This window comes from Sphingomonas montana, assembly GCF_001956315.1.
GTDB classification, from domain to species: Bacteria; Pseudomonadota; Alphaproteobacteria; order Sphingomonadales; family Sphingomonadaceae; genus Sphingomonas_R; species Sphingomonas_R montana.
The window spans coordinates 94,688-120,555 of record NZ_KV887141.1 but is presented as its reverse complement, the minus strand read 5'-3'; the positions used below and the strand labels follow the sequence as shown (position 1 = coordinate 120,555).

Annotated in this window: 19 protein-coding genes; 12 read left to right on the top strand and 7 right to left on the bottom strand. The window is 65.8% G+C overall.

All coding sequences use genetic code 11. The annotated features are described in order from the left end of the window. Positions 1-845: 845 nt before the first annotated feature. Positions 846-1,091: an HGGxSTG domain-containing protein gene (locus BKY59_RS18325; protein ID WP_420822067.1), complete on the bottom strand. Its 246-nt coding sequence runs from the start codon at positions 1,089-1,091 to the stop codon at positions 846-848. Positions 1,092-1,270: 179 nt separating this feature from the next. Between BKY59_RS18325 and BKY59_RS17590 the strand changes: the two genes are divergently transcribed. The 6 genes from BKY59_RS17590 to BKY59_RS02580 are packed head-to-tail and all read left to right on the top strand — an operon-like array spanning position 1,271 to position 6,499. Then, on the top strand, positions 1,271-1,444 hold the full coding sequence (locus BKY59_RS17590) for a hypothetical protein (RefSeq protein ID WP_165374786.1): 174 nt from the start codon (positions 1,271-1,273) through the stop codon (positions 1,442-1,444). 56 nt (positions 1,445-1,500) lie between these two features. Beyond that, positions 1,501-2,682 (top strand): aldose 1-epimerase family protein, encoded by a 1,182-nt coding sequence (locus BKY59_RS02600; RefSeq protein WP_076068538.1) that lies wholly within the window; start codon positions 1,501-1,503, stop codon positions 2,680-2,682. Next, positions 2,679-3,425 carry an SDR family NAD(P)-dependent oxidoreductase gene (locus tag BKY59_RS02595; RefSeq protein WP_076068537.1) on the top strand — a complete coding sequence of 249 codons (747 nt, stop codon included), beginning with the start codon at positions 2,679-2,681 and terminating at the stop codon, positions 3,423-3,425. Before BKY59_RS02600 ends, BKY59_RS02595 begins: the two co-directional genes overlap by 4 nt. 13 nt (positions 3,426-3,438) lie before the next feature. Next, positions 3,439-4,629 (top strand): CaiB/BaiF CoA transferase family protein, encoded by a 1,191-nt coding sequence (locus tag BKY59_RS02590; RefSeq protein WP_076068536.1) that lies wholly within the window; start codon positions 3,439-3,441, stop codon positions 4,627-4,629. Next, the gene (locus BKY59_RS02585; protein ID WP_076068535.1) at positions 4,626-5,732 is read left to right on the top strand and encodes an ABC transporter substrate-binding protein; all 1,107 of its coding nucleotides are present in this window, start codon (positions 4,626-4,628) and stop codon (positions 5,730-5,732) included. The genes BKY59_RS02590 and BKY59_RS02585 overlap by 4 nt, the downstream gene beginning before the upstream one ends. Next, entirely contained in the window at positions 5,729-6,499 is a 771-nt protein-coding gene (locus BKY59_RS02580; RefSeq protein ID WP_076068534.1) for an enoyl-CoA hydratase/isomerase family protein, read from the top strand. Before BKY59_RS02585 ends, BKY59_RS02580 begins: the two co-directional genes overlap by 4 nt. 13 nt (positions 6,500-6,512) lie before the next feature. On the opposite strand, the gene BKY59_RS02575 is transcribed toward BKY59_RS02580, so the two are convergent. Continuing rightward, positions 6,513-8,531: a right-handed parallel beta-helix repeat-containing protein gene (locus tag BKY59_RS02575; RefSeq protein ID WP_076068533.1), complete on the bottom strand. Its 2,019-nt coding sequence runs from the start codon at positions 8,529-8,531 to the stop codon at positions 6,513-6,515. Positions 8,532-8,649: 118 nt separating this feature from the next. On the opposite strand from BKY59_RS02575, the gene BKY59_RS02570 reads away from it, so the two are divergent. Further along, positions 8,650-10,269 (top strand): rhamnogalacturonidase, encoded by a 1,620-nt coding sequence (locus BKY59_RS02570; protein WP_076068532.1) that lies wholly within the window; start codon positions 8,650-8,652, stop codon positions 10,267-10,269. A gap of 46 nt (positions 10,270-10,315) precedes the next feature. Here BKY59_RS02570 and BKY59_RS02565 read toward each other — a convergent pair whose 3' ends face one another. The 3 genes from BKY59_RS02565 to BKY59_RS02555 form a co-directional block, all read right to left on the bottom strand. Then, positions 10,316-13,105 (bottom strand): TonB-dependent receptor, encoded by a 2,790-nt coding sequence (locus BKY59_RS02565; RefSeq protein WP_240499925.1) that lies wholly within the window; start codon positions 13,103-13,105, stop codon positions 10,316-10,318. An 80-nt stretch (positions 13,106-13,185) separates the two neighbouring features. Then, on the bottom strand, positions 13,186-14,436 hold the full coding sequence (locus BKY59_RS02560) for an MFS transporter (protein ID WP_240499928.1): 1,251 nt from the start codon (positions 14,434-14,436) through the stop codon (positions 13,186-13,188). Between the two features lie 2 nt (positions 14,437-14,438). Further along, entirely contained in the window at positions 14,439-15,515 is a 1,077-nt protein-coding gene (locus BKY59_RS02555; protein ID WP_240499924.1) for an enolase C-terminal domain-like protein, read from the bottom strand. A 221-nt stretch (positions 15,516-15,736) separates the two neighbouring features. Between BKY59_RS02555 and BKY59_RS02550 the strand changes: the two genes are divergently transcribed. Genes BKY59_RS02550 through BKY59_RS02530 form a run of 5 tightly spaced genes read left to right on the top strand, consistent with a single transcriptional unit; the run spans position 15,737 to position 19,485 of the window. Next, on the top strand, positions 15,737-16,477 hold the full coding sequence (locus BKY59_RS02550) for a FadR/GntR family transcriptional regulator (protein WP_076068529.1): 741 nt from the start codon (positions 15,737-15,739) through the stop codon (positions 16,475-16,477). Positions 16,478-16,491: 14 nt separating this feature from the next. After that, positions 16,492-17,319: an amidohydrolase family protein gene (locus tag BKY59_RS02545; protein WP_076068561.1), complete on the top strand. Its 828-nt coding sequence runs from the start codon at positions 16,492-16,494 to the stop codon at positions 17,317-17,319. 50 nt (positions 17,320-17,369) lie between these two features. Continuing rightward, positions 17,370-18,389 carry an aldo/keto reductase gene (locus BKY59_RS02540; protein WP_076068528.1) on the top strand — a complete coding sequence of 340 codons (1,020 nt, stop codon included), beginning with the start codon at positions 17,370-17,372 and terminating at the stop codon, positions 18,387-18,389. Between the two features lie 14 nt (positions 18,390-18,403). Then, positions 18,404-19,132, top strand: coding sequence for an SDR family oxidoreductase (locus BKY59_RS02535; RefSeq protein ID WP_076068527.1), 729 nt, complete (start codon positions 18,404-18,406; stop codon positions 19,130-19,132). Beyond that, positions 19,129-19,485, top strand: coding sequence for an L-rhamnose mutarotase (locus BKY59_RS02530; RefSeq protein ID WP_076068526.1), 357 nt, complete (start codon positions 19,129-19,131; stop codon positions 19,483-19,485). The genes BKY59_RS02535 and BKY59_RS02530 overlap by 4 nt, the downstream gene beginning before the upstream one ends. A 266-nt stretch (positions 19,486-19,751) precedes the next feature. Here BKY59_RS02530 and BKY59_RS02525 read toward each other — a convergent pair whose 3' ends face one another. Then, entirely contained in the window at positions 19,752-22,409 is a 2,658-nt protein-coding gene (locus BKY59_RS02525; protein WP_076068525.1) for a glycoside hydrolase family 2, read from the bottom strand. Between the two features lie 566 nt (positions 22,410-22,975). Then, positions 22,976-25,711, bottom strand: a complete 2,736-nt coding sequence (gene secA, locus BKY59_RS02520) for a preprotein translocase subunit SecA (RefSeq protein ID WP_076068524.1) — start codon at positions 25,709-25,711, stop codon at positions 22,976-22,978. Positions 25,712-25,868 lie beyond the last annotated feature (157 nt).

Genomic DNA, 25,868 nt, shown 5'->3' with positions numbered 1-25,868 from the left:
ATTCAACTGACTTAAGAAATGGACGGCGACCGAAGCCGATGATCAGGCTCTACACACTTACAATTGTAAGAATTTACTATTTCTTACCCAGTTTTTTCAAGCATTATTGATGCATGATAATATGTCAAAGGCTGACATGTTCAATATGAACGTCGCGGTAACCGACTTACCGCCGATCCGCTGGCGACGGCTTCTCCGGCCAGCGGATCGAACTCTCGGCAAAGCTCCCTGCGGCGTTGGCCGTAAGTTAATCTAGTTGAATGTAGAAAACTTAAGTGCGGCAACCGACTTGCCGTGCCCCCGCCGGTTACGGTTCACCGGCCGGCGGGGTTATCTAGAATCCGGATTTCTCGTTCTTCAATTGAGAATGCGATCATACTGCTGCTTTCCTGGTAGGAGCGCCCTGACGTGTAGGCCCGTCCAGCGACGCTATGCGGCACGCTGACGGAGTAACTGACCTACGCGCTATCTCTCGCGGCTGTTCGATCATGCCGGCATAGAAAGCGGTCCTGCGAGGCAGCGCAACGAACACCAGCGTATGGCGTCACGTGCGTGCCGGCTGGCGACCGGGTAAGGCGGAGTGGTGCTGGCTTGTCCGCCCATGATATGGATTTTCGTATATAATAAATGTTGCAACCGGTTCCTGGCGTGCTGCGTACCTAATAACTGTGCGGTAACCGACTTGCCGCCAGCTCCGTCGGCAACGGTTACTCCGGCCGACGGGGCAAACGGCCCAGCGCGTCAGCCGGGCATTTTGTCTTATCTAAATTGCTGATATTGTACTGTCGTGGATCGGGCCTAGAGTTGGATCAGCGCGGTTGAGTCGGTCTTCCGCGTAGTCCCCGTCAGGTCGCCCACGTGCGCTCGAGCTGACGGGGCATCCTGTAGGCCACCTCCGGAACGACGTCCGGCAGTGTTTTAACCTGTGTTCTACACATGATGGTCAGGTTCAGTTTGTCCCTGTGGCCGCTGCCCATTGCGCCGCCGTGCATTCGGCACCGCTTCTTGCCGCGAACGATCGATGAACGGCACGGGTACCCCAAGCGGGTCTGGGCATGGCAGCACGGTGCTGACGCCAGCAACAGTGGCATCGGACGTTGCATGGGCTCGTTCGACTGATCCATCAGTCTCTACTTCCGGGTCTACTTGTGAAACTCTTTCGCGACGACCGCCTGACCACCTTTATGAACGCGCGCGTGGCGAACGATCTGCGTCCGCACGATCGCGACCGGGACCGCCCGCGATGCGACGGGACTGACGCACCCGAGGGTTGACCGTACCGGCAAACTGCGCCGCCAATGTCGAACTGCCGGCGCGCGGGTCACGGCGCGAAGCCGACCGCCCGATCGGGTATCATCCCGATATCAGTCACCTCCAGATGGCGGACGGCGTGTTGCGCGTCGCGGTCGGATCCGAGGACTACGGTTTCGCCGTGGACGATTGACGCGCGCCTATCATCGTCCTAGACATCATACGTCTTATGATCTGAAGGGGAAGTGGGTGGTCACTCTGTTCGGCGAGACGATGTCGCGACGGACGCTCGCGGCGCGCACCGGCGCGCTGTCGCAGTTCGCCGGCGTGCGATTGTCGACGCTGGGCGACGGCGTCGAACGCGGCATCCGCCAGCTGGAATTCCGTACCGGCACCGGCCTGCGCTTCACCGTACTGGTCGATCGCGCGATGGACATCGCGGAGTGCGAACATGCCGGGCGCGCGGTCGGCTGGCACTCCCCGTCCGGCTTCCGCCACCCGGGCCTGCACGATTATGAGGGCGAAGGCGGTCTCGGCTGGTTCCGGTCGATGTCCGGCCTCACCATCACCTGCGGCCTGGACCACACATTGTTCATGCATGACGACCCGGCGGGACATTATCATTACGACCCGCGCAAGACCGTGTCCTCGTCGCTCCACGGCCGGATCGGCACCATACCTGCCCGGCTGACCGGCTACGGCGAACGGTGGGATGGCGACACCTGCACCCTGTGGGCGGAAGGGATCGTCCAGCAGGCGACCGTCTTCGGCGAGGATCTCCATCTGATCCGCCGGATCGAGGCGACTGTCGGCGGTGACGAAATCCGGATGCACGACCGTGTCGTCAACCACGGATTCTACCAAACGCCGCACATGTATTGCTACCACATCAACGTCGGCCACCCCGTGCTGGCGGAAGGCTCGCGCTACGTCGCGCCGATCCGCTCCGTGCTCTGGGCCGCGCATGCAGACCGCTACCGCGAACAGGGCGTCGGCTACCGCACCGCCCCTGCCCCCATCGCGAACTTCCACGAACAGGTGTGGCAACACGACATGGCCGCCGACGCCGAAGGCCGCGTCAACGTCGCGCTGGTCAACGACGCGCTGGGCTACGGGTTCGAGGTCGAAACGTTGAAGAGCCAGTTTCCCGCCATGTACCAGTGGCAGAATTTCCACGCCGGCCATTACGCGCTGGGCATCGAACCTTCGACCAACCATGTGCTGGGCAAGGATTTCGCGCGCGAACGCGACGAGCTGATCTGGCTCGATCATGGCGACGAGCGCCGGTACGACACGGTGCTGCGGATCCTGCCAGACGCGAGCGCGGTGCAGGACGCCGTTGCGCGGATCGAACGCATCGCGGCCCAGCCGGACGAGGATTATCCCGCGCCGACCGGTGACTATCCCGTGATCCCCGGGCGTTCGGCATGATCGGACGGCGGATTCTTTACACCGGCGCGGCGGGCGGCCTCGGCCTCGGCACCAGCCTGCTGCTACTGGAACGCGGCGCGACGGTCATCGCGGTCGACAATGATCCGGCCAAGATCGGCCAGTTGCGCGCCGCCGCGGCGGACATTTCCACAGGCCGGCTGGTCGTCTCGACCGTCGACCTGAGCGACCTGGCGGCGTTCCGAGCCGAACTGGACCGCCTGATCGTCGATCTCGGCGGGATCGACGTCGTGGTGAACAATGCCGCGGTCTATCCGTCGAAACCGTTCGAGGATTTCTCGATTGCGGAGCATCAGTTCGTCCAGCGCGTGAATGTCGATGCCGGCATCGTCGCGGTCCAGGCGGCCCTGCCCGGTATGCGGACGCGCGGCTTCGGGCGGATCATCAACGTCGCCAGCATCACCATCTCGGGTGGCTGGGCAAATCTGTCACCCTATGTCGCATCGAAGGGCGCGTTGATCGGGCTGACGCGCGCCTGGGCACGCGAATTCGGACCGCACGGCGTCACCGTCAACGCGGTCGCCCCCGGTGCCTTCCCGACCGATGCGGAGAAGATCCATCCCGATCCGGCCGCCTACGACCGCATGGTGCTCGACGCGCAGGCAATCAAGCGCCGCGGGTCGGCCGCCGACATCGCCGCCGCCATCGCCTTCTTCGCCGCCGACGACGCGGGCTTCATCACCGGCCAGACGCTGCACGTCAACGGCGGCTGGGTCATGGCCTGAGGAACTGCACAACATGAACATTCTTACCGGTATCCGCGTGCTCGACTGTTCGATCGCGATGGCGGGGCCCTTTGCCGCGCAGCGTCTGGGTGATCTGGGCGCCGACGTCGTGAAGGTCGAACCGACGTCGGGCGAATGGCAACGCCACGCATCGGCCGGCGGCGCGACGGGCAACCAGATCAACGTGTCGTTCCTGTCGCTCAACCGCAACAAGCGGTCGTTCGCGGTGGATCTGAAGGCGCCGGAGGGGAAGGCGCTGCTGCTGGAAATGGTCAAGACCGCGGACATCTTCCTCCAGAACTACCGCCCCGGCGTCGCCGAACGGCTGGGCGTCGATTATGCGACGCTGTCGGCGATCAACCCGCGGCTGATCTACGTGTCGATGTCCGGCTACGGCGAGGACGGACCGTACCGTGCCTATCCCGGCCAGGATCTGTTGTTGCAGGGCATGTCCGGCGCGATGCTGTCGTCCGGTGCGCTGGGGCAGGCACCCGCCCCCGCCGGACAATTCCTCGTCGATGCGGTCACCGCCTATTCCGCGTTCGAAGGCGCGCTGGCCGCTCTGTTCCACCGCGAACGAACGGGCGAGGGACAACTGGTCCAGATCAACATGCTCGATGCGATCACGACGATCCAGATGCAGGAACTGTCGGTCTTCACCGTCGGCGGCAAACCGCAGGCGCGGTCGGCGGAGGCGCACGCGCACAGCTATATCCGCGCGCCCTACGGCGTGTTCCAGACCAGTGACGGCTATATCACGCTGGCCATGGCGCCACTCGCCAAGCTTGCGATACTGCTTGACGACCCGTTCTTCGCCACGCTCGACGACGAACGCGACAGCTGGACGCACCGCGATGAAATCCTGGCGCGCGTAAAGGCGCGGCTGCCGTCGGCGACCAGCGCGGAATGGCTCGAACGGTTCCGCGCCGTCGACGTCTGGGCCGGGCCGGTCTACGGGTATGCCGAACTCGTCGAGGATCCGCAGATCCGGCACAACGGCACGTTCGTCGAATATGATCATGCGACCGAAGGCCGGGTGAAGACCCCCGGCTTCCCGATCCGTTTTTCCAAAACCCCGTCGCAGATCGACCGCGGCGCACCGCTGGTGGGCGAACATAGCCGGGAAGTCCTGTCCGAACTCGGGCTGGACGACGCGGCGATCACCCGCCTGGTCGAGTCCGGCGTCGTCCGTCAGCACGCATGAGCACCCCCTATCGCGGCCTGACCTGGGATCATCCGCGTGGCTATGCGGCGCTGACCGCGGCCGGGGGCGATCTGGTCGCGTGGGACCGCCATCCGCTTGAAGGGTTCGAATCGCGCCCGATCGCCGAACAGGCGGCGCTGTACGACCTCGTCGTGATCGACCATCCCCACGTCGGCGAAGCCGTCGCGGCCAAGTGCCTGGTTCCGCTGGAAGACGTGTTTCCCGCGGACGAACTGACCCTGCTGGGTCGTGCCGCGATCGGCCCCTCGTTCGCCAGTTATCGCTATGCCGGGCGGCACTGGGCGCTGCCGCTCGACGCCGCGACGCAGGTGCTGGCCTATCGCCCCGATCTGGCGGGGCCGCCGCCGGCGACGTGGGACGCGGTAATCGCGCTGGCGGACCGTGCACCGGTCGCGCTGTCGCTCGCCGGACCGCATGCTGCGCTGAGTTTTCAGTCGATCTGCGGTGCGCTGTCGGCCGGGTCAGACCGGCCGGGCGATCGCTTCGTCGATCCTGACGTGGGACGCGAGGCCTATGCCATCATGGCGCGCCTGACCGGCGATGCCACCCGCCGGTCCATCGACCGCAATCCCATCGCGATGCTGGAAGCCATGGCAGCCGGCGACGGGCCGGCATTGTGCCCGCTGATCTACGGCTATGTGAACTATGCTGCGGCGGGCACCGTCCGCTTCGCCGATGCCCCGACGGGACCGGACGGGCGGATCGGATCGACGCTGGGCGGGACCGGCATCGCCGTATCGCGCCGCGCAGCGGTCACGCCCGAACTGATCGATCATCTCCGCTGGCTGATGTCGGACGCGGCGCAGCGCGGCTTCATCCCCGATCATGCGGGTCAGCCATCGCTGCGGTCCGCCTGGACCGACGACCGCGTCGACGCCGCCGCGAACGGATTCTACTCGGCCACCCGCGCGACCATCACCGCCGCGCTGGTCCGCCCGCGGCACGACGGCGCGATCGTGTTCCAGACGGCGGCGTCGGGGTTGCTGCGCACCGCGCTGATCGACGGTGCGCCGGCCGGGCCGGTGCTCGACGCGGTCGAGGCCGCCTATGCCCGACACCATGAACCCGGAGCGGAAACATGACCGACGAACTGCGCTTCACGATCCAGGACCGCGTGGCGACCATCCTGATCGACCGCGCGCCCAAGCTGAACGCGATGACTCCTGCCATGGCCGCCGCGCTGGTCGCGGCCGTATCCGAATGCAATGCGTCGGATGCGGTGCGCACGATCATCGTCACCGGGGCGGGCGAACGGGCGTTCAGCGCCGGATCGGACATCACGACGCTGGACGGCTACGCGACCCCCTGGGATTTTCGCAACCGCGCCGACTATTGCGATGCGTTGCGCGCCTGTCGCAAGCCGGTGATTGCCGCGATCAACGGCTACGCGCTGGGCGGCGGCCTAGAAACCGCGATGGCCTGCGACATCCGAATCGCCTCCACCAACGCGCGGTTCGCGGCACCCGAAATCAAGCTGGGCTGGATCGGCGGCGGCGGGATGGCGGCCGGGCTCGCCTACGCCACCGGCACCTCCAACGCCGCGATGATGCTGTTGACCGGCGACATGATCGATGCGGACCGCGCTCTCGCCTGGGGCCTCGTCAGCGAGGTCGTGGCCCCCGACCGGCTGATGCCCCGCGCGCAGGAACTTGCCGCCATCATCGCGTCGCGCGCGCCCATCGCGGCGGAAACCGCAAAGCTCAACCTGCGTGCCGCCCTCACCATGCCGTGGGACCAGGCGATCGCGTATGAACGCGACCTGCAGGCGATCTGTTTTGCAACCGACGACGCCCGCGAAGGCCGCGCCGCCTTCGCCGAAAAACGCGCGCCCGACTTCAGGCGCCGCTGATGCCGCGCCGCGATCAGCGGCGGACACCCGCCCCCGCGATCACCGCCTGCGCCGCCGCCGGCCAGGCGCGATCCGGGACCAGCACATTGTCGCGTGCGACATTGTCGATCTCCGCCAGCCAGCGCCCGCCCGTTCCACTCGAACTATGCCAGTTGCCGGTTGCCAGATTGTCCGTCGAGATCCGTCGCTTGTACATCTTGCCCGCCGTATTGATGTTCAGCCACTTGCCGCGCGTTTCGACGACATTGCCCGTGACGCGGAAATGCTTGCTTCCCTCGTCCAGGTAGATTGCGATCTTTCCGTCGATGTCGAAGATATGGTTGCCGCGGATTACCGCCCCGGGGTTTGCCGACAGGTTGTAGATCGCGCCGCCATCCATGAACCACGTCTTCACACCGTGGATGCGATTATACTCGACCACTGTGTCGCGCAATGTCGTGGGCGTGGCGTAGCGGATGTTGTGCACATACCCCTTCTGGTTCTCGGCATAATTGGGATTACCGCCGACGTCGTTATACCCCCAGCCCCAGCCGACCGCGATCCCGTCATAGGGCGCATCGCTGATGTCGTTATGCGCGATGCGCGTGCCGCTGACATAGGTGGTCAGGATGGCGGCATTGTCCTTGTAGTCCTGGCTGACGGTGACGACGTCATTGTCCTCGATCACCAGATCGCGGTTGATCAGCGCCGGGTTGCCGGGGTGATGCGCCTCGACCCGCACCCCGCCCGCCATGATCGCGCTGCCCGACAGCACGGCAAAACGGTTGTGCGTCACGCGGACCCCAGCCGTGGCCAATCCCACGCCACTCAGGTTCGCATTGGCGTCGTTGCCGATGCCCAGCGCGATCTGGCCGATCTGGGTAAAGACGTTGCGGTCGAACAGGATGTCGCGTGCCGCCGCGACCTGGATCGCCGCTGGCATCTGGCTCCAGCGCTGCCGCATCGATTCGAACTCGACGCACCCCCAGCCGCAGGTCTGCCATGCCGCCGCCGGCCGGATCGGCGACACCTCGGACAGGAACGCGCCGCTCTGCTGGTTGGCATAACCGGTCGGCCGCGACGGCCCGAGCCAGCTGCTGTGCGAAAAGCGCAGGCCGGTGAAGCTCAGCCGCTCGACCGGCACCGCCGGCGTGCCCGCGATCGACACCAGCGCCTCCATCCGCGGCAGCACGACGTTCAGCCGCCGGATATCGTCGTCCTGCGCGATCCGCAAATAGAGTTTGCCGGCCTCCGGATCGAGAAACCACTGATAGGGATTGGCGTGCCAGTCATTGGCCTTGCCGATAAATTCCAGCGCGTTGCGCAGGAACAGCCGCGAGTCCGCCGGAAAGATCGGCTGGGTGACCGTATCGAACCCCCAGCTATTATTGTCCCACGCCGGCTGCTGCATCGTCACCGTAAGGCCCGCGATCGATCGCACCGGGGAGAAGCGATCGGTGAAGAACCCCGTCGCCTCCAATTCCATCCGGTCCGGCCGCTTGACGGCCGCGACATAGCCAAGCGCGGGATTGACGATGTCGAACCCGTTGCGGGCGAACGCGACGTCGGCGGCCTTGATCTCGATCCAGGGGCGTTCGGCCAGCTGGTCGTCGACCCATAGTTGCCGCGCGTCCAATCCCCTGGGCACGTCGGCGACCCAGATGCGCCGTTCCGCGTCGTGCAGCCGGAACCCCGCCACCGTCATGCCGCCCGACAGCATCGGCCGCGCGCCGGCCGCGGCGCGCCATGCCACCCGGTGGCCCGCCTGCCCGCCGTCCGCAGCACCGAACCGCAATGGCCGGTCCAGCCGGTAGGTGCCGTCCGCCAGGATCACCGTCACGTCGCCGCGCGCATTCGCCGCACGGACCAGCGCCTGTGCCCGTTCCAGCGACCGCACCGGCCGGGTCGCACTTGCCGGCGCGCGATCGTCACCGGTGGGCGATACGAAGATCGTCGCCTGCGCCCACGCGCTGCCGCTCGCCAGGAGACCCGCCGTAGCGATGACTACGCGGCCGGCCGCATGCAACGGCGATCGTGGGGCACCAACGTTCATCGATCCTGCTCCTTGGCGTTTATGCCCGGTATCGGATGCAGTGGACAGCATCGTCAACAAACGTATGATGTCTTATGTATGGCGCAGTAGCAAGACTGCCGTCCGCGGGAGAGCATCCATGTCCCTGTTCGTGCCCCCCACCCGTCGCGCCACGCTGGTCGGCGCGGGCGCCATACTGCTCGCCGGCGGCCTGCCCGATCGGGCACAGGCGGTCGCGGCCGGCCTGTTCGAGGATGTCCGCCGCCACGGCGCGCGCGGCGACGGGACGACGATCGACAGTCCCGCGATCAACCGTGCGATCGACGCGGCGGCACGGCGCGGGGGCGGCACGGTCATCGTGCCCGCGGGTCGCTACCTCTGCTTCACGCTCCGCTTGCGCGACAATATCGCGCTGGTCCTGTCGGCGGGCGCCGTCATCGTGGCGGCCGATCCCGCGATCCACGGCGCGCATTACGACCCGCCCGAAAACTACCAGGAGGAGCAGTATCAGGACTTCGGGATCACCCATGTCCACAACAGCCTGATCCGCGGCGACGGCGTGTCGAACGTGGCGATCCTCGGCCCCGGCATGCTGCATGGGCTGGGCCTCGATCGCGAAGGCCCCGGTGACCGCTGGCATGGTCGCCCCGACTGGCGATCGGCTGCCGCACTCGGCGTGTCCCCGCGCGAACTGGCGCTGCGCGATGCGGCCGAGCGATTGCAGGTCGGGCGCGCCAACAAGACGATCGGGCTGATGCGCTGTCGCAACGTCCGGCTCGACGGGTTCACCATCCTCCAGGCCGGGCATTTCGCTGTAATGGCGCATGGCTGCACCAACCTGCGCGTGACGAACCTGCTGATCGACACCGACCGCGACGGGATCGACATCGACGCCTGCCGCGACGTCCGGATCACCGGATGCACCGTCAACGCACCCAAGGACGACGCGATTGTCCTGAAAAGCAGCTACGCGCTGGGCCGTGCGGTGCCATGCGAGGACGTGCTGATCTCGGGCTGCAAGACCAGCGGCTATGCGATGGGGTCCGTGCTCGACGGCAGCTACCGCCTGTCCGACTATAAATCGCCCGACAAGCTTGGGGTGCTCGGCCGGATCAAGCTGGGCACCGAAAGCAATGGCGGCTTCCGCGGCATCCGGATCAGCGACTGCATCTGTACCAACAGCCGCGGCATCCTGATGGGTGTGGTCGACGGCGGTACGCTGGAAGACGTGTCGGTCTCCGACATCACGATCCGCGACCCGGTCAACCACCCGTTGTTCGTCCATCACGGCGCCCGCCTGCGCGCACCGCGCGGCACGACCGTCGGGCGGATCCGCGGCGTGCGGTTCGACGCGATCGCCATATCGGGCGCGCGGATGCGCTTTCCGTGCGGGGTGGAGGGAATCGCCGATGCGCCGGTCGAGGACGTCACGTTCCGCAACATCGCCATCGTCGCGCAGGGCGGCGGCACGCGGGGCGACGCGGAACGCGACCCGGAATATCGCCGCACGACCAGCCTTGAGGTCACCTACCTCGGCACGCTGCCCGGCGCCGGCTTCTACGCCCGCCATGCCCGCCGCCTGACGATCCGCGACATCAGCCTGCGTACCGAGCGTCCCGACGAACGCCCGGTCGTGGCGTTGCGCCAGGTCGACGGGGCCATTCTCGACGGGATCGTGTCACAGGCGCCGCGCAACGCCGTCCTGGACAGCCGCGACGGTCACGCCGTCGCGTTGGGCATGATCACGACCCTGCCGTGACCGGTACACCGCTGCGGACGCGGTAGCGTCCGCAGCGGGCCGTGGTTCAGAAGCGGACGCGCACGCCCCCCGACAGCCGCCGCCCGGTCTTGCGATATTCCTTCGTCCGGTTCTCGCTCACCGAATAGATGAACTCCTTGGTGTTGTTCAGGTTTACCGCATCGGCGAAGACCGTCAGGTGCGATCCGAAATCGTAGGACAGGCTGACGTCTAGCTGGCCGTACGCATCGAAATATTCCGGCTCGCCATTCCGCCCCGATGCGACCTGCAGGAAATTGTCACGATATGTGTAGGCCGCCCGTGCCGATATTCCGTACTTTTCATAGAAACCGACGACACTGTACGAATATTTCGACAGCCCCTCCAGCCCGTAAGATACGTTCGCCACCGTGTTGGTATAATTGGCGTTGGACTTGGTATAGTTGAAACTGGTCTGCACGCCGAACCCGTCGAGCGGTGCCGGCAACCAGTTATCGAACGATTGGCGGTATCCGATCTCGAACCCCTTGACCGTCGCACCCTTGCCGTTGCCCGGCACGGTGACCTGGAAATTGACCTGGTCGACCAACTGCGTCGATGTGACCAACGTCACGAACGACTGGATATCCTTGTAGAACACCGCGGCATTCAGCAGCGAATTCGGCGCGAAGTACCATTCCCCGCCGAACTCCACCTGTTTCGCGCGGAACGGCTGAAGATCGGGGTTGCCGCGCCGGATGGACTCGTTCCCGGGGTTGGTCTGGATCGTCTGGCGCGGCGAAAGGTCGGACAATGTCGGCCGGGTGATGACCTTCGATGCGGCCAGGCGCAGCAGGAACCGATCGGTCAGCGACAAGCGCGCGTTGAGCGAAGGCAGCCAGTCGTCATATTTGCCGCGGAAACTGATCGGCACGACCGGCGACACGACGACAATGTTCTGCCCGGCCCCGTTGGGCCGCGCGCTGGTGACGGTGCGTGACGCACCCGACGACGTATAGTCGGTGTTCTCGTAGCGCAGCCCGACATTGATCGCGAGCGGCATGCCCGCCACCTCGGTTTCCAGCGCGCCCATCGCATAGCCGATCCTGACTTTTTCATCGACCACGGACGATGCCGCAGGTGAGAAGACCGCGGGATTGAAGGTGATACCGTCCTGGGCCGCGAACCCGTCGATGGTCTTAACCAGCGCCAGCGGATCGTAGATCAGCCAGTCATGCAGGATGTTGTCGGGTCCGCCCCCCTGGAAGAAATTGCGGTTGGTCGGCTGGAACAGCGACGGCGGCAACACCCGGTTCGAATCGCAATAGGCGCATTGTTCGGCGAACGACGTCTCGTTGGCGTTGATCGTCTTGATCCGGCTCTGCGCCAGCGCGCCGGCAGAAAAGGTGAACGGTCCGTTGCCCGGCTTCCATTCCACATCGCCGCGATATTCCTCGATCTCGTCGTCGATGTCCGATCCGCCGCCCCAGATATAATAATGCGCGGTCAACCCTTGTGGATTGGTCGCCGCATCGGCGTAGTTCGGGCTGGCGAAGGTATATTGGTAGATCGGGCTGCCGCCGCGCCGGTCGAACGACAGATTGACGTTCTTGCGGCGGATGGTGGTGAACAGGTTGTTCTCCTGCCCCCGCCGCCGCGCGTTGGACAGCGATCCGTCCAACTTGACGCGCAGCGTGTCGGTGGGCCGCCAGTCGACGTTGATGCCGAACTGGTCGGTCGTCACGTCGCGGTCGTCGAACTGGATGATCTGATCGACGAACCCGCCGGTATAGCGCTGGAACACCGCCTCGCCATTCTCGACGACCTGTTCGGCCAGCACGCCGCCGGCGAAATCGAACGCCAGTCCGGTCTGCTGTTCCACGAACCGCGCCTTGGAATACAGCCCGTCGATCGTGACGGTCAGCTTGTCGCTCGGCCGCATCTGGGCCGATGCATTGACGCCGTACCGGGTCAGCTCGCGTTCGAAGAAGAACGGCGACAGGTTCGACGGCATCGATACGCGCGTGAATGGCGCGACGCCCGGGCCGATGCGCCCGCCGCGCACCCCGGCCAGATTATAATAGCTGTCCGTGCTTGACCGGAACACATGGCCGGCACCGATCGTGAATTCGTCGATCCGGTTCTTCTGCTTGGAATAGACACCCGCCAGCGCGACGCCGAACGTGCCCGCATCGTTCTTCCAGCTGCCGACCGCCGATACGTCCGGATTGTACGTGTCGGCCAGTTCGGACCACATGGCGCCGGCCGCGCCGGCGAACTTGAACCCCTTCTTCTGGTCGAGCGGGCGCAGCGTGCGGACGTCGACCGTGGCACCGATCGATGCTCCATTGATGTTGGCCTGCGGCGATTTGTAAACGTCCGCGCCGGAAATGATCTCGGACGGCAAGACGTCGAACGAGAATTCGCGCCCGACATTGTCGGTCGCCAGCGTCCGGCCGTTCACCGTGACCGCGTTGAATTTCGGCCCGAACCCGCGGACCGTGACGAACCGGCCCTCGCCCCGATTACGTTCGATCGTAACGCCGGTCACCCGTTGCAGCGATTCCGCGACATTGCCGTCGGGCAGCTTACCTAGTTCCTCCGCGACGATCGAATCGACGACCGCGACCGAACGGCGCTTGATGTCGATCGCCGCGCGTTCCGCGGCGCGGATCCCGGTGACAACGATGGCCTGTTCCTGGTCGGCCGGATCGGCGGCGGGTGCCGCGATCGGCTCGGCCGGCAGTTCGGCACCCTGCGATGTCCGCTCCGGCACCGGATCGGTCGCCTGCGCCATGCCTGGCACGGCCCAGATCAGCGCCCCCAGCGCGGGGGTAGCCAGCAGGCCCGCGCGAACGCAACGAGGTAGAAACGCCATGATACCCTCTCCCTTTTTTATTTGCTCCCTTGCATCACAAACATGCCGCAGTGTCAAATTATGATCATACGTATTATGTTTTATCGGACCGATTTGATGGGCAGGATACACAGCGCGGATCCGAACACGAACATGATCGCCACCATGAAGATCGCGCGATAATCGCCGCCTGTCACGCCCAGCAGCGTTGCGGCCATCACCGGGCTGATGATCTGCGGAATGTTGACTGCGGTGGTCAGCACGCCCAGGTCGCGCCCCGCGTCCCCATCGGTGTTCTGCGGCAGCACCTGCGTCATCAGCGCAATGTCGATCGACATGAACATGCCGTATCCCACCCCGATCACCGCGGCATAGGTCCACATCCCCGTCATCGACGGCAGCAGCAGCGGCGCCAGCATCGCGCATCCCATGATCAGGCTGCCGACGATCACGAACGGCTTGCGCCGCTGGATACGGTCCGACAGCCAGCCCGACAGCAGCGAAGATGCGACCAGACAGACCAGCGTCACGATTGCCATGTTGGCGATCGCGATGTTCGATTCGGCATCGCCCAGCCGGATATAGTCGCGCAGAATATACAGCAGATACGCTGCAACCGCCTGATACCCCATATAGATGGTGAACCGGCTGAGGAATGCCCAGGCGAAGTCCGGATGCTCGCGCGGGCTGATCCAGAAACCGCGCAGGAACTGACGCCAGTTGGTCGGCCGGGCCGGCATCGCCGCGCTCGACGGCTCACGGTTCACCAGGACGAACGCCAGCCCCGACACCGCCACGGCGGCCGCGAACAGCCCGTAGGCCAGCATCGCCTGACCCGCCAGATACCCCGCAACCACGGTTCCGGCGGTCAGTCCGGCCGTCATGCCGGCCCCCACGATGCCCGATATGCCGCCGCGCACGTCCGGCGCGAACCGATCTGCGATCAATGTCATCATCGCCGGCTGCATCGCGTTGTATGCGACCGCCGCCATCACCCACAGTACAATCAGCGACCAGAAACTGGTCATCAGCGACACGCCGAACAGGGCGAGCGACCCGAACAGCGATCCGATCGCGATCCACGGCGCGCGCCGGCCCCACCGGCTGCGCGTCCGGTCCGATAATGCGCCCGCGATCGGTGTCGACAGCGTGGAGAAGATCGACGTAATCGCGAACAGCAACGCGAGGTTGTTGGCCTTGTTGCCCGCGTCCAGCGCCGCGATCTGGTTGGGCAGCAACACGCCCAGCACGCCGCTGTACAATGCCATCAACAGGAAAAAATTGACCATCAGCGAAATCTGCAGCCGCCACCGCGCCGCGCCTACGACATAGGCCGGTCCGGTCGCCGCCACGCTCAAAGCACACCCGCATCGGGGACGAGCCGCAACCCGGCTTCGGACGGGCGGCGATGCGGTCCGCCGCTGGTGCCCCAACTGCCCGCGGCGCGGTCGCGCGCGATCTGCGGTTCGTCGACTACTATGCCCAACCCCGGCCGATCGCCCAACACGATGCCGCCGTCCGCGATCTCCTGATCGATCCGCAGCCCGGTCGGCCAGTTCAGGTCCTGGATTTCGATGCCGATCATGTTCGGCGCGGCCGCCGCGGCATGGGCAATCGGGTTACCGTCATAGCCGACCGGCGACACCGGCAGGTTGCGGACATGTGCGGCGATCGCGACCCGCTGGAAATGGGTGATGCCCCACACGCTGCCTGCCTGCACCACGTCGACCGCCCCGGCATCCAGCAACGGGCCATATTGCTCCAGCCCCGTCAGGTTTTCCCCGGTGGCTACTGCGCAGCGTGCGGCGCGCGCGACCGCGGCCAGCCCGGCCGCATCCCAGCGCCGGACCGGCTCCTCGATCCACGTCAGGTCGATGCCCGCCGCCGCGATCTCGTCCAGATGGCGGATCGCCTGCTTGCAGTTCCAGCTTTCGTTGACGTCCAGCATCAACGCCGGCGCGATGCTGTTGGCGCCCATGATGGCTCCAACGCGCTTCAACCGGCGGATGTCGCGCGTCACATCGCGCCCCCCCTTGATCTTGGCGGATGCAAAACCGCGCGCGGCCCAACGCGTGTACAGCGCGTCGAACGCATCGTCGTCCAGCCCGTAGCACAGGCCGGATGCATAGCCGCGGACGAAACGGTCGGCGGCGCCCAGCGTCCGCCACAACGGTTCGTCCGCCATCTTCGCCTTCAGGTCCCACAATGCCATGTCGAGCGCGGCGATCGCGCCATAGGTCATGCCGGCATGACCGGTCTTGAACACATGCGACAACATGCTGTCGTACAGCGCCGGGGCGGCGCGCGGATCCTGCCCTTCGACCGCGCCGAACACGCGGTCGATATCGATATGCTGGCCCAGCCCCACGCCTTCCAGTCCGCCGTCGGTTTCCAGAATCAGGATCGGCACCTCGGTGATGCCGGATGCCACTACGCCGTTAACGTCACCGACCGGTCGTCCCCAATCATGCGAGGTGACAAGGCTGCGATAGCCGGTTACTTTCATCGAAGTCCTCCCCCGCGGCGGCTTGCCGTGTGACGCAGAAAACATAATATGTATTATCTCTCTTCTTGGCAAGATGGCGTTGGATCCGGTGTCGACCGCGCGACATTACGGTCAGCGTCGTCGTCTTTCTGTGATACGCGCCGCTGATGACCGACATCCCGCCTGCGGAAGCGCTCCGTATCCGCCGTCGTCCGCGACTTGCCGAGGCGGTGGTCGAGGATCTCGTGAAATCGATCGTGACCGAAACCTACCCCGCCGGCACTGCCCTGCCGCCCGAAGGCATGCTCGGCGACATCTACGAGGTCAGCCGCACGGTCATCCGCGAAGCGACGATGGCATTGACGGAGAAAGGGCTGGTCGTGTCGCAACAGGGTCGCGGCACCATCGTGCGCGATGCGGGTGCCTGGCGCATGCTCGATCCGATGATCCTGAGCGCGTTGTTCCAGCGTGAGGACGGTCTGGCCCACCTCGACAACGTGTCGGAAATTCGTTCACTGCTCGAAGGCGCGATGGCGGGCAAGGCGGCGCAGCGTCGTACGCCGGAGGAGATCGCCGAACTGACCGAACAGATGGCCAAGCTGGGCCGGCTGATCCCCCACCCCGCCGCCTATGTGCACGAGGACGTCGCATTCCACGACATCGTCATGCGCATTTCCGGCGACAAGCTCAGCAAGGCGGTGATCGACGGCGTGCAGGCCGAAGCGCTGCGCAACCACGGTTACAACGGCAAGCTGAACGTGGAACATGTTCGCCAGACGCATGCCGCGCACGAGGCGATCTACGACGCGATCGTCGCGGGCGATCCGGACCGGGCGTGCCAGGCGATGCGCGACCACATCGAATCGTCGTGGGCCCGGCGCCGCGCCGCCCGCAAGCCGCGCCGCTGATCCGACCGCCCGCGATGCGGATCACCGATGCCCACATCCATTTCTGGCGGATCGGCGGGCCGGGCCAGGTCTGGCCCGATGCCGCTTGGCCGGCGCTCCACCAAGACTTCCTGCCGCACGACCTGATCGCCGAGGCCGCGACGCCGGATCTGGCCGGCGGCGTGCTCGTCCAGTCGCAGGCGGACGACCGCGATACGGACTGGATGCTGACGCTCGACGACCCGCTGATCCGCGCGATCGTCGGCTGGGTGGACCTGTCGCACCCGGATGCGACCGACCGGATCGCCGCACTGGCCCGCCACCCCCGGATGCGTGGCCTGCGCCCGATGCTGCAGGGGATCGGCGATACCGAATGGATGCTCCGCACAGACCTTGCTCCCGCGATCGACGCAATGATCGCGCACGGCCTGAGGTTCGATGCGCTGGTCGAACCGCGGCACCTGGCTGTGCTGTACCGGTTCGCGTCGCGCTGGCCTGACCTCCCCATCGTGATCGACCATGCTGCCAAGCCGCATGTTGCGGCCGGCCGTCTCGACCCTTGGCGCGACGAGATCGCGGCGCTCGCCGCCCTGCCCAACATCTGGTGCAAGCTGTCGGGGCTGCGGACCGAGCAATCGCCGGGCCAGCCCCATGCGGCGCTTCGCCCTTATGTTGCGCACCTGGTGGCCAGTTTCGGGGATCGCCTGATGTGGGGCAGCGACTGGCCCGTACTGCGCCACGCCGGCGACCGCTACACGGACTGGATCGCCGCCACGCGCGACCTGATCGGCCCGTCGACACCCGAACACCAGGCGCGACTGTTCGATGGCGCGGCACGGGCCTTCTACGGCATTGACATATGACGTATGATGATCTTTGACTGACGGCACGGTTGGTTGAGGATGCAGGCGCGATGGTCGATTGGAACGCGCTCGGGCGGCTGGGCTTCGGCGCGGGGTCCGTCGGCAACCTCTACCGCGCGATGCCCGATGTCGATGCGGCTGCCACGCTGCAATGTGCCTGGGACGCAGGCTTGCGCTATTTCGACAGCGCGCCGCATTACGGCTTCGGGCTCAGCGAGAAACGCGTCGGTTCCGCGCTCGCGCGCCTCGATCCGGACGTAGCGGCGATTGTATCGACCAAGGTCGGCCGCCGGCTCGACGCCGTGCCGCCGGGCACCGATCTGTCCCTCCCGCGCCAGGCGTTCGTCACCCCCGAACCGTTCGAAAGCATCTTCGACTACAGCTACGATGCGGTCATGCGGTCCTACGAGGCGAGCCGTGTACGGCTCCGGCGCGACCGTATCGACATCCTCTATGCCCATGATCTCGGCCGGATGGCGCACGGCGCGGACCATCCGCGCCGCTTTGCCGAATTCATGGACGGCGGCTACCGCGCGATGCACGCGTTGCGCGCCGTCGGCGCCGTCGGGGCGATCGGCCTCGGCGTCAACGAGACCCGGATATGCGAGGAGGTGATGGCCGTCGCCGATATCGACGTCGTGCTGCTGGCCGGGCGCTACACCCTGCTCGAACAGGATGCGCTCGAAAGCTTCCTGCCGCTGTGCGTGCGGCGCGACGTGAAGATCGTGCTGGGTGGCCCGTATAATTCCGGCATCCTGGCCAAGGGCGTCCGCCACGGCGGCGAACTCCATTATGATTATCAGCCCGCACCCGCGGCAATCGTTGCGCGCGTCGGCGCGATCGAGGCCCTGTGCGCGTCGCACGGCGTACCGCTCGCCGCGGCGGCGTTGCAACTGCCGCTCGCCCATCCTCAGGTCGTGTCCGTCATTCCGGGCCTGGGCAGCGCAGCCCAGGTATCGCAGGCGGTTACGCTGATGGCGACCGCAATTCCGCCCGCGCTCTGGCGCGACCTGAAGGATCAGGGCCTGATCCGTCTCGACACCCCGGTTCCTGTTTCCCCGATCGATTGAAGAAGGATATTCCCATGCGCCTCGCCGGCAAGACCGCCGTCATCACCGCCGCCGCTCAAGGCATCGGCCGCGCCGCCGCCGAACTTTTCGCGGCGGAAGGCGCACGCGTCATCGCCGCCGACATCAATGCCGATGCGCTATCGACGCTTGAAAACTGCGAAACCGTAACGCTCGATCTACGCGACGGCGCGGCCATCGCCGCGTTCGGACAATCGGTCGGCGGAATCGACATCCTGTTCAACTGCGCAGGCTTCGTCCACGCGGGCACCATCCTCACCACCGAGGAAAGCGATTTCGACATATCGTTCGATCTGAACGTCCGCTCCGCCTACCGCATGATCCGCGCCTTCCTGCCCGGCATGATCGCGCGTGGCGGCGGATCGATCGTCAACATGGCGTCGGTGTCCGGCTCGATCATCGCCGTGCCCAACCGCTTCGTCTACGGCGCATCGAAGGCGGCGGTGATCGGCCTGACCAAGTCGGTCGCACAGGACTTCGTCGGGGTCGGCATCCGTTGCAACGCGATTTGCCCCGGCACGGTGCAGTCCCCCTCGCTCGACGAGCGGCTCGCCGCGACGGGCGACGCCGAAAAGGCACGCGCGGACTTCGTCGCGCGTCAACCCATGGGTCGGCTCGGCCGCGCGCAGGAGATTGCCGAACTCGCGCTCTACCTCGGCAGCGACCTGTCGTCCTACACCACCGGCACCGCGAGTGTCATCGACGGCGGGTGGACCAACGCATGACCACGCGCATATGCCTGGCACTCGACCTGGTGGATGACGCCGCCCTGATCGCGGAATATGAGGACTGGCACAGGGTCGGCCGCACCGACCCTGCCGTCCTGCGGTCGATCCGCGCCGCCGGCATCGACGGCATGGAAATCTATCGCGCCGGCACCCGGCTGTTCATGGTCATCGACGCAAACGATGACTATGACCCGGATCGCAAGGCGGCCGCCGACGCCGCCAACCCTGCGGTGGTCGCGTGGGTTGAACGGATGCGCCAGTTCCAGCAACCGATCCCCGCCGCCGGCGCAGACGGCAGCTGGCACGTCATGGAGACGATCTTCCGGCTCGGCGACCATCCGGACGGCTGAGACGCGACCGTCGCGCGTAGTGCCGCACCGCGCGGTTCAAGCCCGTCGGGAACCCTGCGCAACGATCTGCGGCAGGATCACTCAACACGCCCCCGTCCGACCCGAGCGAAGCCGAAAAGCCGACAGCGCGCGTCGGCTCCGCTCGGGTAGTGCCTCGACTATACTCGGCTTGGATGGATAGAAGAGCGGGTCAGCGCGCGAGGCCCCGATGGCTCGACGCTCCGCCATCGGTGTCGATCAACAAGCCATCACGGCCCGTACCACTCTCACTCCGGCACGACATCGATCGCGGACACCACAGCCTCACCCACTACCCCTACAAAATCGAGCGTCAGTCCCCCGCCCGCCGCGGTCGCCGGCAGCACCATCGTCGTCGCGCGCAGTCCCGCACCGGCGCGCGCGACGATATCGATCCGCTCAGGCGCCCCGCCACCTGCGCGAACCGTGAAGATCCTCCGCCCCGCCACCGTCTCGACCGGGTCGAAGAGGTGGAGCGTGACACGGTAGCGCCCGGCCGGCAGCGGCAGCACGTACCGGAACGCCTGGCCTGCCCGCCAGCTGGCATAGAGCAACGGCGCCCCTGCGCCGGTCACGACCTTGGCAACCTTGCGCGGCTGGTCCGCCGCGTAGAGTTCGCGCTGATACGGGTTGAGCGTGAACCCCAGCCCGCCAGCAAAGAACGCATCAGAGCCGTAGCGCGTCCCGTCGGCCAGCGTCACACCCTCCAGCGTGCCCGTGCGGACATGCATTTCGCGCGCCGGCCCCGTGTAGCGCAAGGTCATCCGGTCGGTCTGCCCGGCCGCGGTCGCGACGACCACGTTGTCGCCCGACGACAACCGCACCTGCGGCCAGACGCACACATTGTCCGCACAGGCGACCCGGCCCAGCGGACGCCCGTTGATGCTCGCATCCGCGCCTGGCGCGTTGGAATATGCCCGGATGTCGATCACCGGATAGGCGCGATCGACATAGCGCCGGCTCGCCAGGTACAGCACCGGCCGTGTGCTCCACGCCGCCTTGTAGAACCAGTAGGCGTCCTTCTTCACCGCGCGGTCGAACGTCACCAGCCCCTTGGTGTTGATGTCCGTGCTGTCGCCCTCCTCGCGCAGGTCGCTGGTTGCGTCGAACATCTGCCATACCCAGCTGCCCCACAGAAAATCGAGCGGCTTGAGCGCCTTCCACGACAGCTCGTGCACGGCGGCCTGCACCTCCTCCGCCTGCGGACGGTATATGCTTTCGATCCGGCCGCCGTTCACGTCGTCGCTATGCTGGCTGATCGCACCGCCCGCACCATATTCGCCCACACCCACCGGCAGCTTCGGGTTTTCGCGGTGGTAACCCTGCATCACCGTGCCCAGTTGCGCGGCGTCGGCGACCCGACCCGACCCGTACCAGCCATAGTACAGGTTGTAGGCGACCGTATCGGCGGTTCCGGCGGTCCGATCGCGCCCGTCGTCCTTCTCGCCCGGCAACACTTCGCAACAGGCGGCCAGCGTCGTCGGTCGGGACGGATCCTCGCGTTTCGCCAGCGCGTTCAATGCTATCATCAGGGGGCGCGCGTTCGACGGCGTCAGCCCCTTCGATGCCCAATTGGTGAGTTCGTTCCCGATCGACCAGACGCCCACCGACGGGTGGTTGGCATTCTGCCGGATCAGTTCGACCAACTGCGCCTCGGCGCTCGCCTTCACCGCCGGCGGGGTATCGGCACGCCCCGGTATCGACGCCAGATTGACCAGCCCCAGTTCGGCCCACAGCAGCATGCCGTTGCGGTCCGCCATGTCGTAAAAGTGCGCGGCATGGTTGTAATGTGCCAGCCGGACGGAATTGGCACCCATTTCCGTAATCAGCGCCATGTCCTGTGCCATGTCCGCCTCGGTGACCGCCCAGCCCTTGTCCTGCCGATCCTGGTGCCGATTGACGCCGTGCAGTTTCAGCACGCGCCCGTTCAGGATGAACCCGCGATCGGGATCGACTGAAACCGTACGCAGGCCCAGCGGTTGCGCCACGCTGTCCAGCACGGCCCCGTCGCGGCCGATCAGGTCGACGACCATGCGGTAGAGATAGGGATCGTCCATCCCGTTCCAGCGCCGCGGGTTTGCAATGCGCAGCACCGCCTCGCGCTCCACGGCCGCATTCGCACCCAGTGCCAGCCGCTGGTCGGCACGCGCCGCCTGACGCCCCGCTCCGTCCAGCACGCGGGTCCGCAGTACGATGCCGCGCGCCGGACCCGCATTGCGCAGTCGGGTCCGCACCGCGACCGTCGCGGCGGCATCGCCCAACGTTACGATCCGCCCGTAAACCCCCGGCCCGCCGTGATCGAGCAGATCGATATGCGCCGCCTCGGTGACGATCAGCGAGACTGGACGATACAGCCCGCCATACATGAAGAAATCGCCCGAAATCGGCACGACGAACTCGGTCGGACTACCGGGGACGGGCTTCGAATTATCCACCCGGACGGTCAGGATATTCTCGCCTGGCCGCACTACATCGGTCGCGTCGACGCGAAACCGGCTGAACGCGCCCTCATGCCGTCCGACTTTCCGTCCGTTCACCCAGACGTCGGCAACGATGCTGGCCGCGTCGAACTGCAGGTGCACGCGCCTGCCACCGGCCCCAGCCCCGCGCGGCGGCGTGAAGCGCAGGCGATACCACCCCACGCCCCGCGTGACGTTCGCGTCCGGACGGCGCGTGACGGCGTAGCTGCCGACCTTGTTCCAGCTATGCGGTACGGCTACCGGCTGCCAGCGACTGTCGTCATATCCGACCGCTGTCCCATCGCCCTTCACGTCACCCAGGTGAAAGCGCCATCCATCCGCCAGGATCACCTCCGATCGCCTAGACGCCTGCGCCGGTAATGCGGCGGGTGCCGCCACGACCATCATCGCCAGTAGCACCGCGATCGCGAACCATCGTGTCAGCATGGCCCACTCCCGGCTATCGTTGCAAATACATATGATGTATTATGAAATACTATCGTTATCTTCCCGTCGAGTAAAGCCTTGGAAAGGGCGGCATCGGTAGCGATCCAATGAAGCGATTTTCCGGCTGCCCGCGACCTGACGATCTGGGTTGCAGAGAATTTGGCCCAGCCGCTCGGCGCCGCTGCGGGCGAACGGCCCGCTCAAGCCCGGGACGCGAACAATGGGTCTTACAACGCGCCTGCACAGACCGCGGGTACGATGCCGCTGGCCATGCGCCTTCCCGGCGCATGATGTAGCTTAGGATACTGGTGGATCCCGGATCAGGTCACGGATCACGACTGGTCAAAGCCGATCCGCGAACAGCATGCGGACCAGTTTATCATGATCGCGGATGCTGGCCCGATGTTCGACGCGCTTGCATTCTGCCGCCGACCTCTGCTGGACGTGGCGGCAAGTTAGGCTTTCTCCCCGAGAGCCCATGGCGCAGCATGGGTCGGGTCGCGTTCGATCGCCTCGAAGCCGATCGTAGCGAACCGGGCGTCGCAGAAGCGGCGACCGCTAAAGCCTCAGAGCTGCCCGTGACAATGCTTGTACCGGCGGCCCGAACCGCAGGGGCATGGCGCGTTGCGACTGACGCGACCGTCCCAGTCTGCGGGATCGTCGCCCAGTTCCGACACCATTTCGGGTTGCATGCTCTGCATCGGGGGCAGCGTGGTGGTGATGTAGCCCTTCGCCCCCGCATCCATGTCGAACGTGTCGTCCATGCCGGTCAGCGGGTCGAAATGGCTCGTCAGGAAATCAGGCATCTCGGGCAGTTCGGGGGCCTGATCGAACCGCGCATTGCCCAGCATCTTGGTGACGTCCTCGCGGATCTCGATCAGCATCTTCTCGAACAGCGCGAACGCTTCCTGCTTATACTCGTTGATCGGCGTCTTCTGCGCATAGGCGCGCAGGTGGATGACCTGGCGCAGCGCATCGAGCGTCGACAGATGCTCCTTCCAGTGATGGTCGAGCGACTGGAGCATCACGCTCTTCTCGACCCCGCGCCAGTTCTCGATCGGCATCGCCGCAATCTTCTCGGCCATCGCGGCATCGGTCGCCGCCTGCAACCGCTCGGTCACCATGTCGGGCTCGATGCCTTCCTCGGCGAACCACTCCGCCACCGGCACGTCGACGCCCAGCATGTCCTGCGCCCGCATCCGGAGCGCGTCCGCGTCCCACTGTTCGGGATAGCTGTTGGGCGGGCATGCGTCGGCCACCAGCGCGTTGACCGTCTCGGCACGCATGTCGGCGACGATGTCGTCCACCGTCTCGGCATCCATGATGTCGGACCGCTGCTCGTACACCACCTTGCGCTGGTCGTTCATCACGTCGTCATATTCGACGACCTGCTTGCGCACGTCATAGTTGCGCGCCTCGACCTTGCCCTGCGCGGTCTGGATCGCCTTGCTGATCCAGGGGCTGACGATCGCCTCGCCATCCTCCAGATTCTTGTTCATCATCTTGGCGAACATCGTCTGCGGGCCGAAGATGCGCAGCAGGTCGTCGTCCAGCGACAGGTAGAAGCGGCTCAGCCCCGGATCGCCTTGGCGCCCCGAACGCCCGCGCAACTGGTTGTCGATCCGCCGGCTCTCGTGCCGTTCCGTGCCCAGCACGAACAGCCCGCCAGCGGCCAGCACGGCCGCCTTCTCGGTCTCGATTTCCTTGGCGATCCGCTCGGCGACCTCGGCATATTCCGGCGTCCCCTCGACCAGGTCGGGATGCTCGTCCAGCATCCGGAATTCCAGGTTGCCGCCCAGCTTGATGTCGGTCCCGCGCCCGGCCATGTTCGTCGCGATGGTGACGGCGCGCAGCCGCCCCGCCTGCGCCACGATATGCGCCTCGCGCTCGTGGAACCGCGCGTTCAGCACTTCGTGCTTCACCCCGCGCTCGACCAGGAACTCGGACAGCATCTCGGACTTTTCGATCGATACGGTGCCGACCAGGATCGGCTGGCCGCCCTCCGCCTTTTCGCGGATCGTGTTGGCGATCGCGGCGAACTTGTCGCCGATATTCTTGTAGAATTCGTCTTCCTCGTCGATCCGCTTGACCGGCACGTTGGTCGGGATCGTCACGACGTTCATCTTGTAGATTTGGTAGAATTCCGCCGCCTCGGTCGCCGCGGTGCCGGTCATGCCGCCCAGTTTCGGGTACATGCGGAAATAATTCTGGAAGGTGATCGACGCCAGCGTCTGGTTCTCCGGCTCGATGTCGACGCCCTCCTTGGCCTCGACCGCCTGGTGCAGCCCGTCGGACCAGCGTCGCCCGTCCATCATCCGGCCGGTGAACTCGTCGATGATGACGACCTTGCCGTCCTTCACTAGATAATCGACGTCGCGCTTGAACACGACGTTGGCGCGCATCGCCTGGTTCAGGTGATGGACGACCTGCGTATTCTCGAAATCATACAGATTGTCGCCGGCCAGCAGCCCCGCCGCCTCCAGCATCCGTTCCATCCGCTCGGTGCCGTCCTCGGTCAGGATCACCGATTTCTGCTTCTCGTCCAGCTCATAGTCTTCGGGCGCGATCTGCTTCACGATCGCGTCGACCTGCATGTACAGCTCGGACTTGTCGTCGGTCGGGCCGGAGATGATGAGCGGGGTGCGCGCCTCGTCGATCAGGACCGAATCGACCTCGTCGACGACGCCGAACTTGAACGGCCGCTGCACCATCATGGCGCGGTCATACTTCATGTTGTCGCGCAGATAATCGAACCCGAACTCGTTGTTCGTGCCGTAGGTGATGTCGCACGCATAGGCGTCGCGGCGCTGCTGGTCTGACAGGTTGGGCACGATCACCCCGGTCGTCAGCCCGAGGAAGCTGTAGATCTCCGCCATCCAGCTGCTGTCGCGGGCGGCGAGATAGTCGTTGACGGTGACGACATGGACGCCCTCCCCCGGCAACGCGTTCAGGTAGACGGCCAGCGTCGCCATCTGCGTCTTGCCTTCGCCGGTCCGCATCTCGGCAATCTCGCCGCGGTGGAGGACGATGCCACCGACCAGCTGCACGTCGTAATGCCGCTGGCCCAGCACGCGGCGCGCCGCCTCCCGCACCGTCGCGAACGCTTCCGGCAGGATCTGGTCCAGCGTCTCGCCCGCGGCCAGCCGCTCGCGGAACAGCACCGTCTGGTTGCGCAAGCCCTCGTCGTCCAGCGCCTGCATCGCCGGCTCGAACGAACCGATCTTGTCGACCGTCGGCTGCAGGGATTTGACGTATCGGTCGTTGGACGAACCGAAAATGGCCTTGGCAATGCCGCCGAACATGGACGTTCCTTGGAAAGAATGCGCGGGGGAATGGCGCGCACGCCATCCCGCGGTGATATCAGGGGCGAGATAGGTGGCGGAGGGGAGCGCGTCAATCGACCGGGCATGGCAGGGGCCGGGCGCGGGCGGAGCGCGGCGCGCACCGGCCGGGGTCGCA

Coding starts and splice junctions, on each gene's coding strand:
- BKY59_RS18325 (WP_420822067.1), bottom strand. CDS start 1,091: ATGCCACTGTTGCTGGCGTCAGCACCGTGCTGCCATGCCCAGACCCGC.
- BKY59_RS02595 (WP_076068537.1), top strand. CDS start 2,679: ATGATCGGACGGCGGATTCTTTACACCGGCGCGGCGGGCGGCCTCGGC.
- BKY59_RS02590 (WP_076068536.1), top strand. CDS start 3,439: ATGAACATTCTTACCGGTATCCGCGTGCTCGACTGTTCGATCGCGATG.
- BKY59_RS02585 (WP_076068535.1), top strand. CDS start 4,626: ATGAGCACCCCCTATCGCGGCCTGACCTGGGATCATCCGCGTGGCTAT.
- BKY59_RS02580 (WP_076068534.1), top strand. CDS start 5,729: ATGACCGACGAACTGCGCTTCACGATCCAGGACCGCGTGGCGACCATC.
- BKY59_RS02575 (WP_076068533.1), bottom strand. CDS start 8,531: ATGAACGTTGGTGCCCCACGATCGCCGTTGCATGCGGCCGGCCGCGTA.
- BKY59_RS02570 (WP_076068532.1), top strand. CDS start 8,650: ATGTCCCTGTTCGTGCCCCCCACCCGTCGCGCCACGCTGGTCGGCGCG.
- BKY59_RS02565 (WP_240499925.1), bottom strand. CDS start 13,105: ATGGCGTTTCTACCTCGTTGCGTTCGCGCGGGCCTGCTGGCTACCCCC.
- BKY59_RS02550 (WP_076068529.1), top strand. CDS start 15,737: ATGACCGACATCCCGCCTGCGGAAGCGCTCCGTATCCGCCGTCGTCCG.
- BKY59_RS02545 (WP_076068561.1), top strand. CDS start 16,492: ATGCGGATCACCGATGCCCACATCCATTTCTGGCGGATCGGCGGGCCG.
- BKY59_RS02540 (WP_076068528.1), top strand. CDS start 17,370: ATGGTCGATTGGAACGCGCTCGGGCGGCTGGGCTTCGGCGCGGGGTCC.
- BKY59_RS02535 (WP_076068527.1), top strand. CDS start 18,404: ATGCGCCTCGCCGGCAAGACCGCCGTCATCACCGCCGCCGCTCAAGGC.
- BKY59_RS02530 (WP_076068526.1), top strand. CDS start 19,129: ATGACCACGCGCATATGCCTGGCACTCGACCTGGTGGATGACGCCGCC.
- BKY59_RS02525 (WP_076068525.1), bottom strand. CDS start 22,409: ATGCTGACACGATGGTTCGCGATCGCGGTGCTACTGGCGATGATGGTC.
- secA (WP_076068524.1), bottom strand. CDS start 25,711: ATGTTCGGCGGCATTGCCAAGGCCATTTTCGGTTCGTCCAACGACCGA.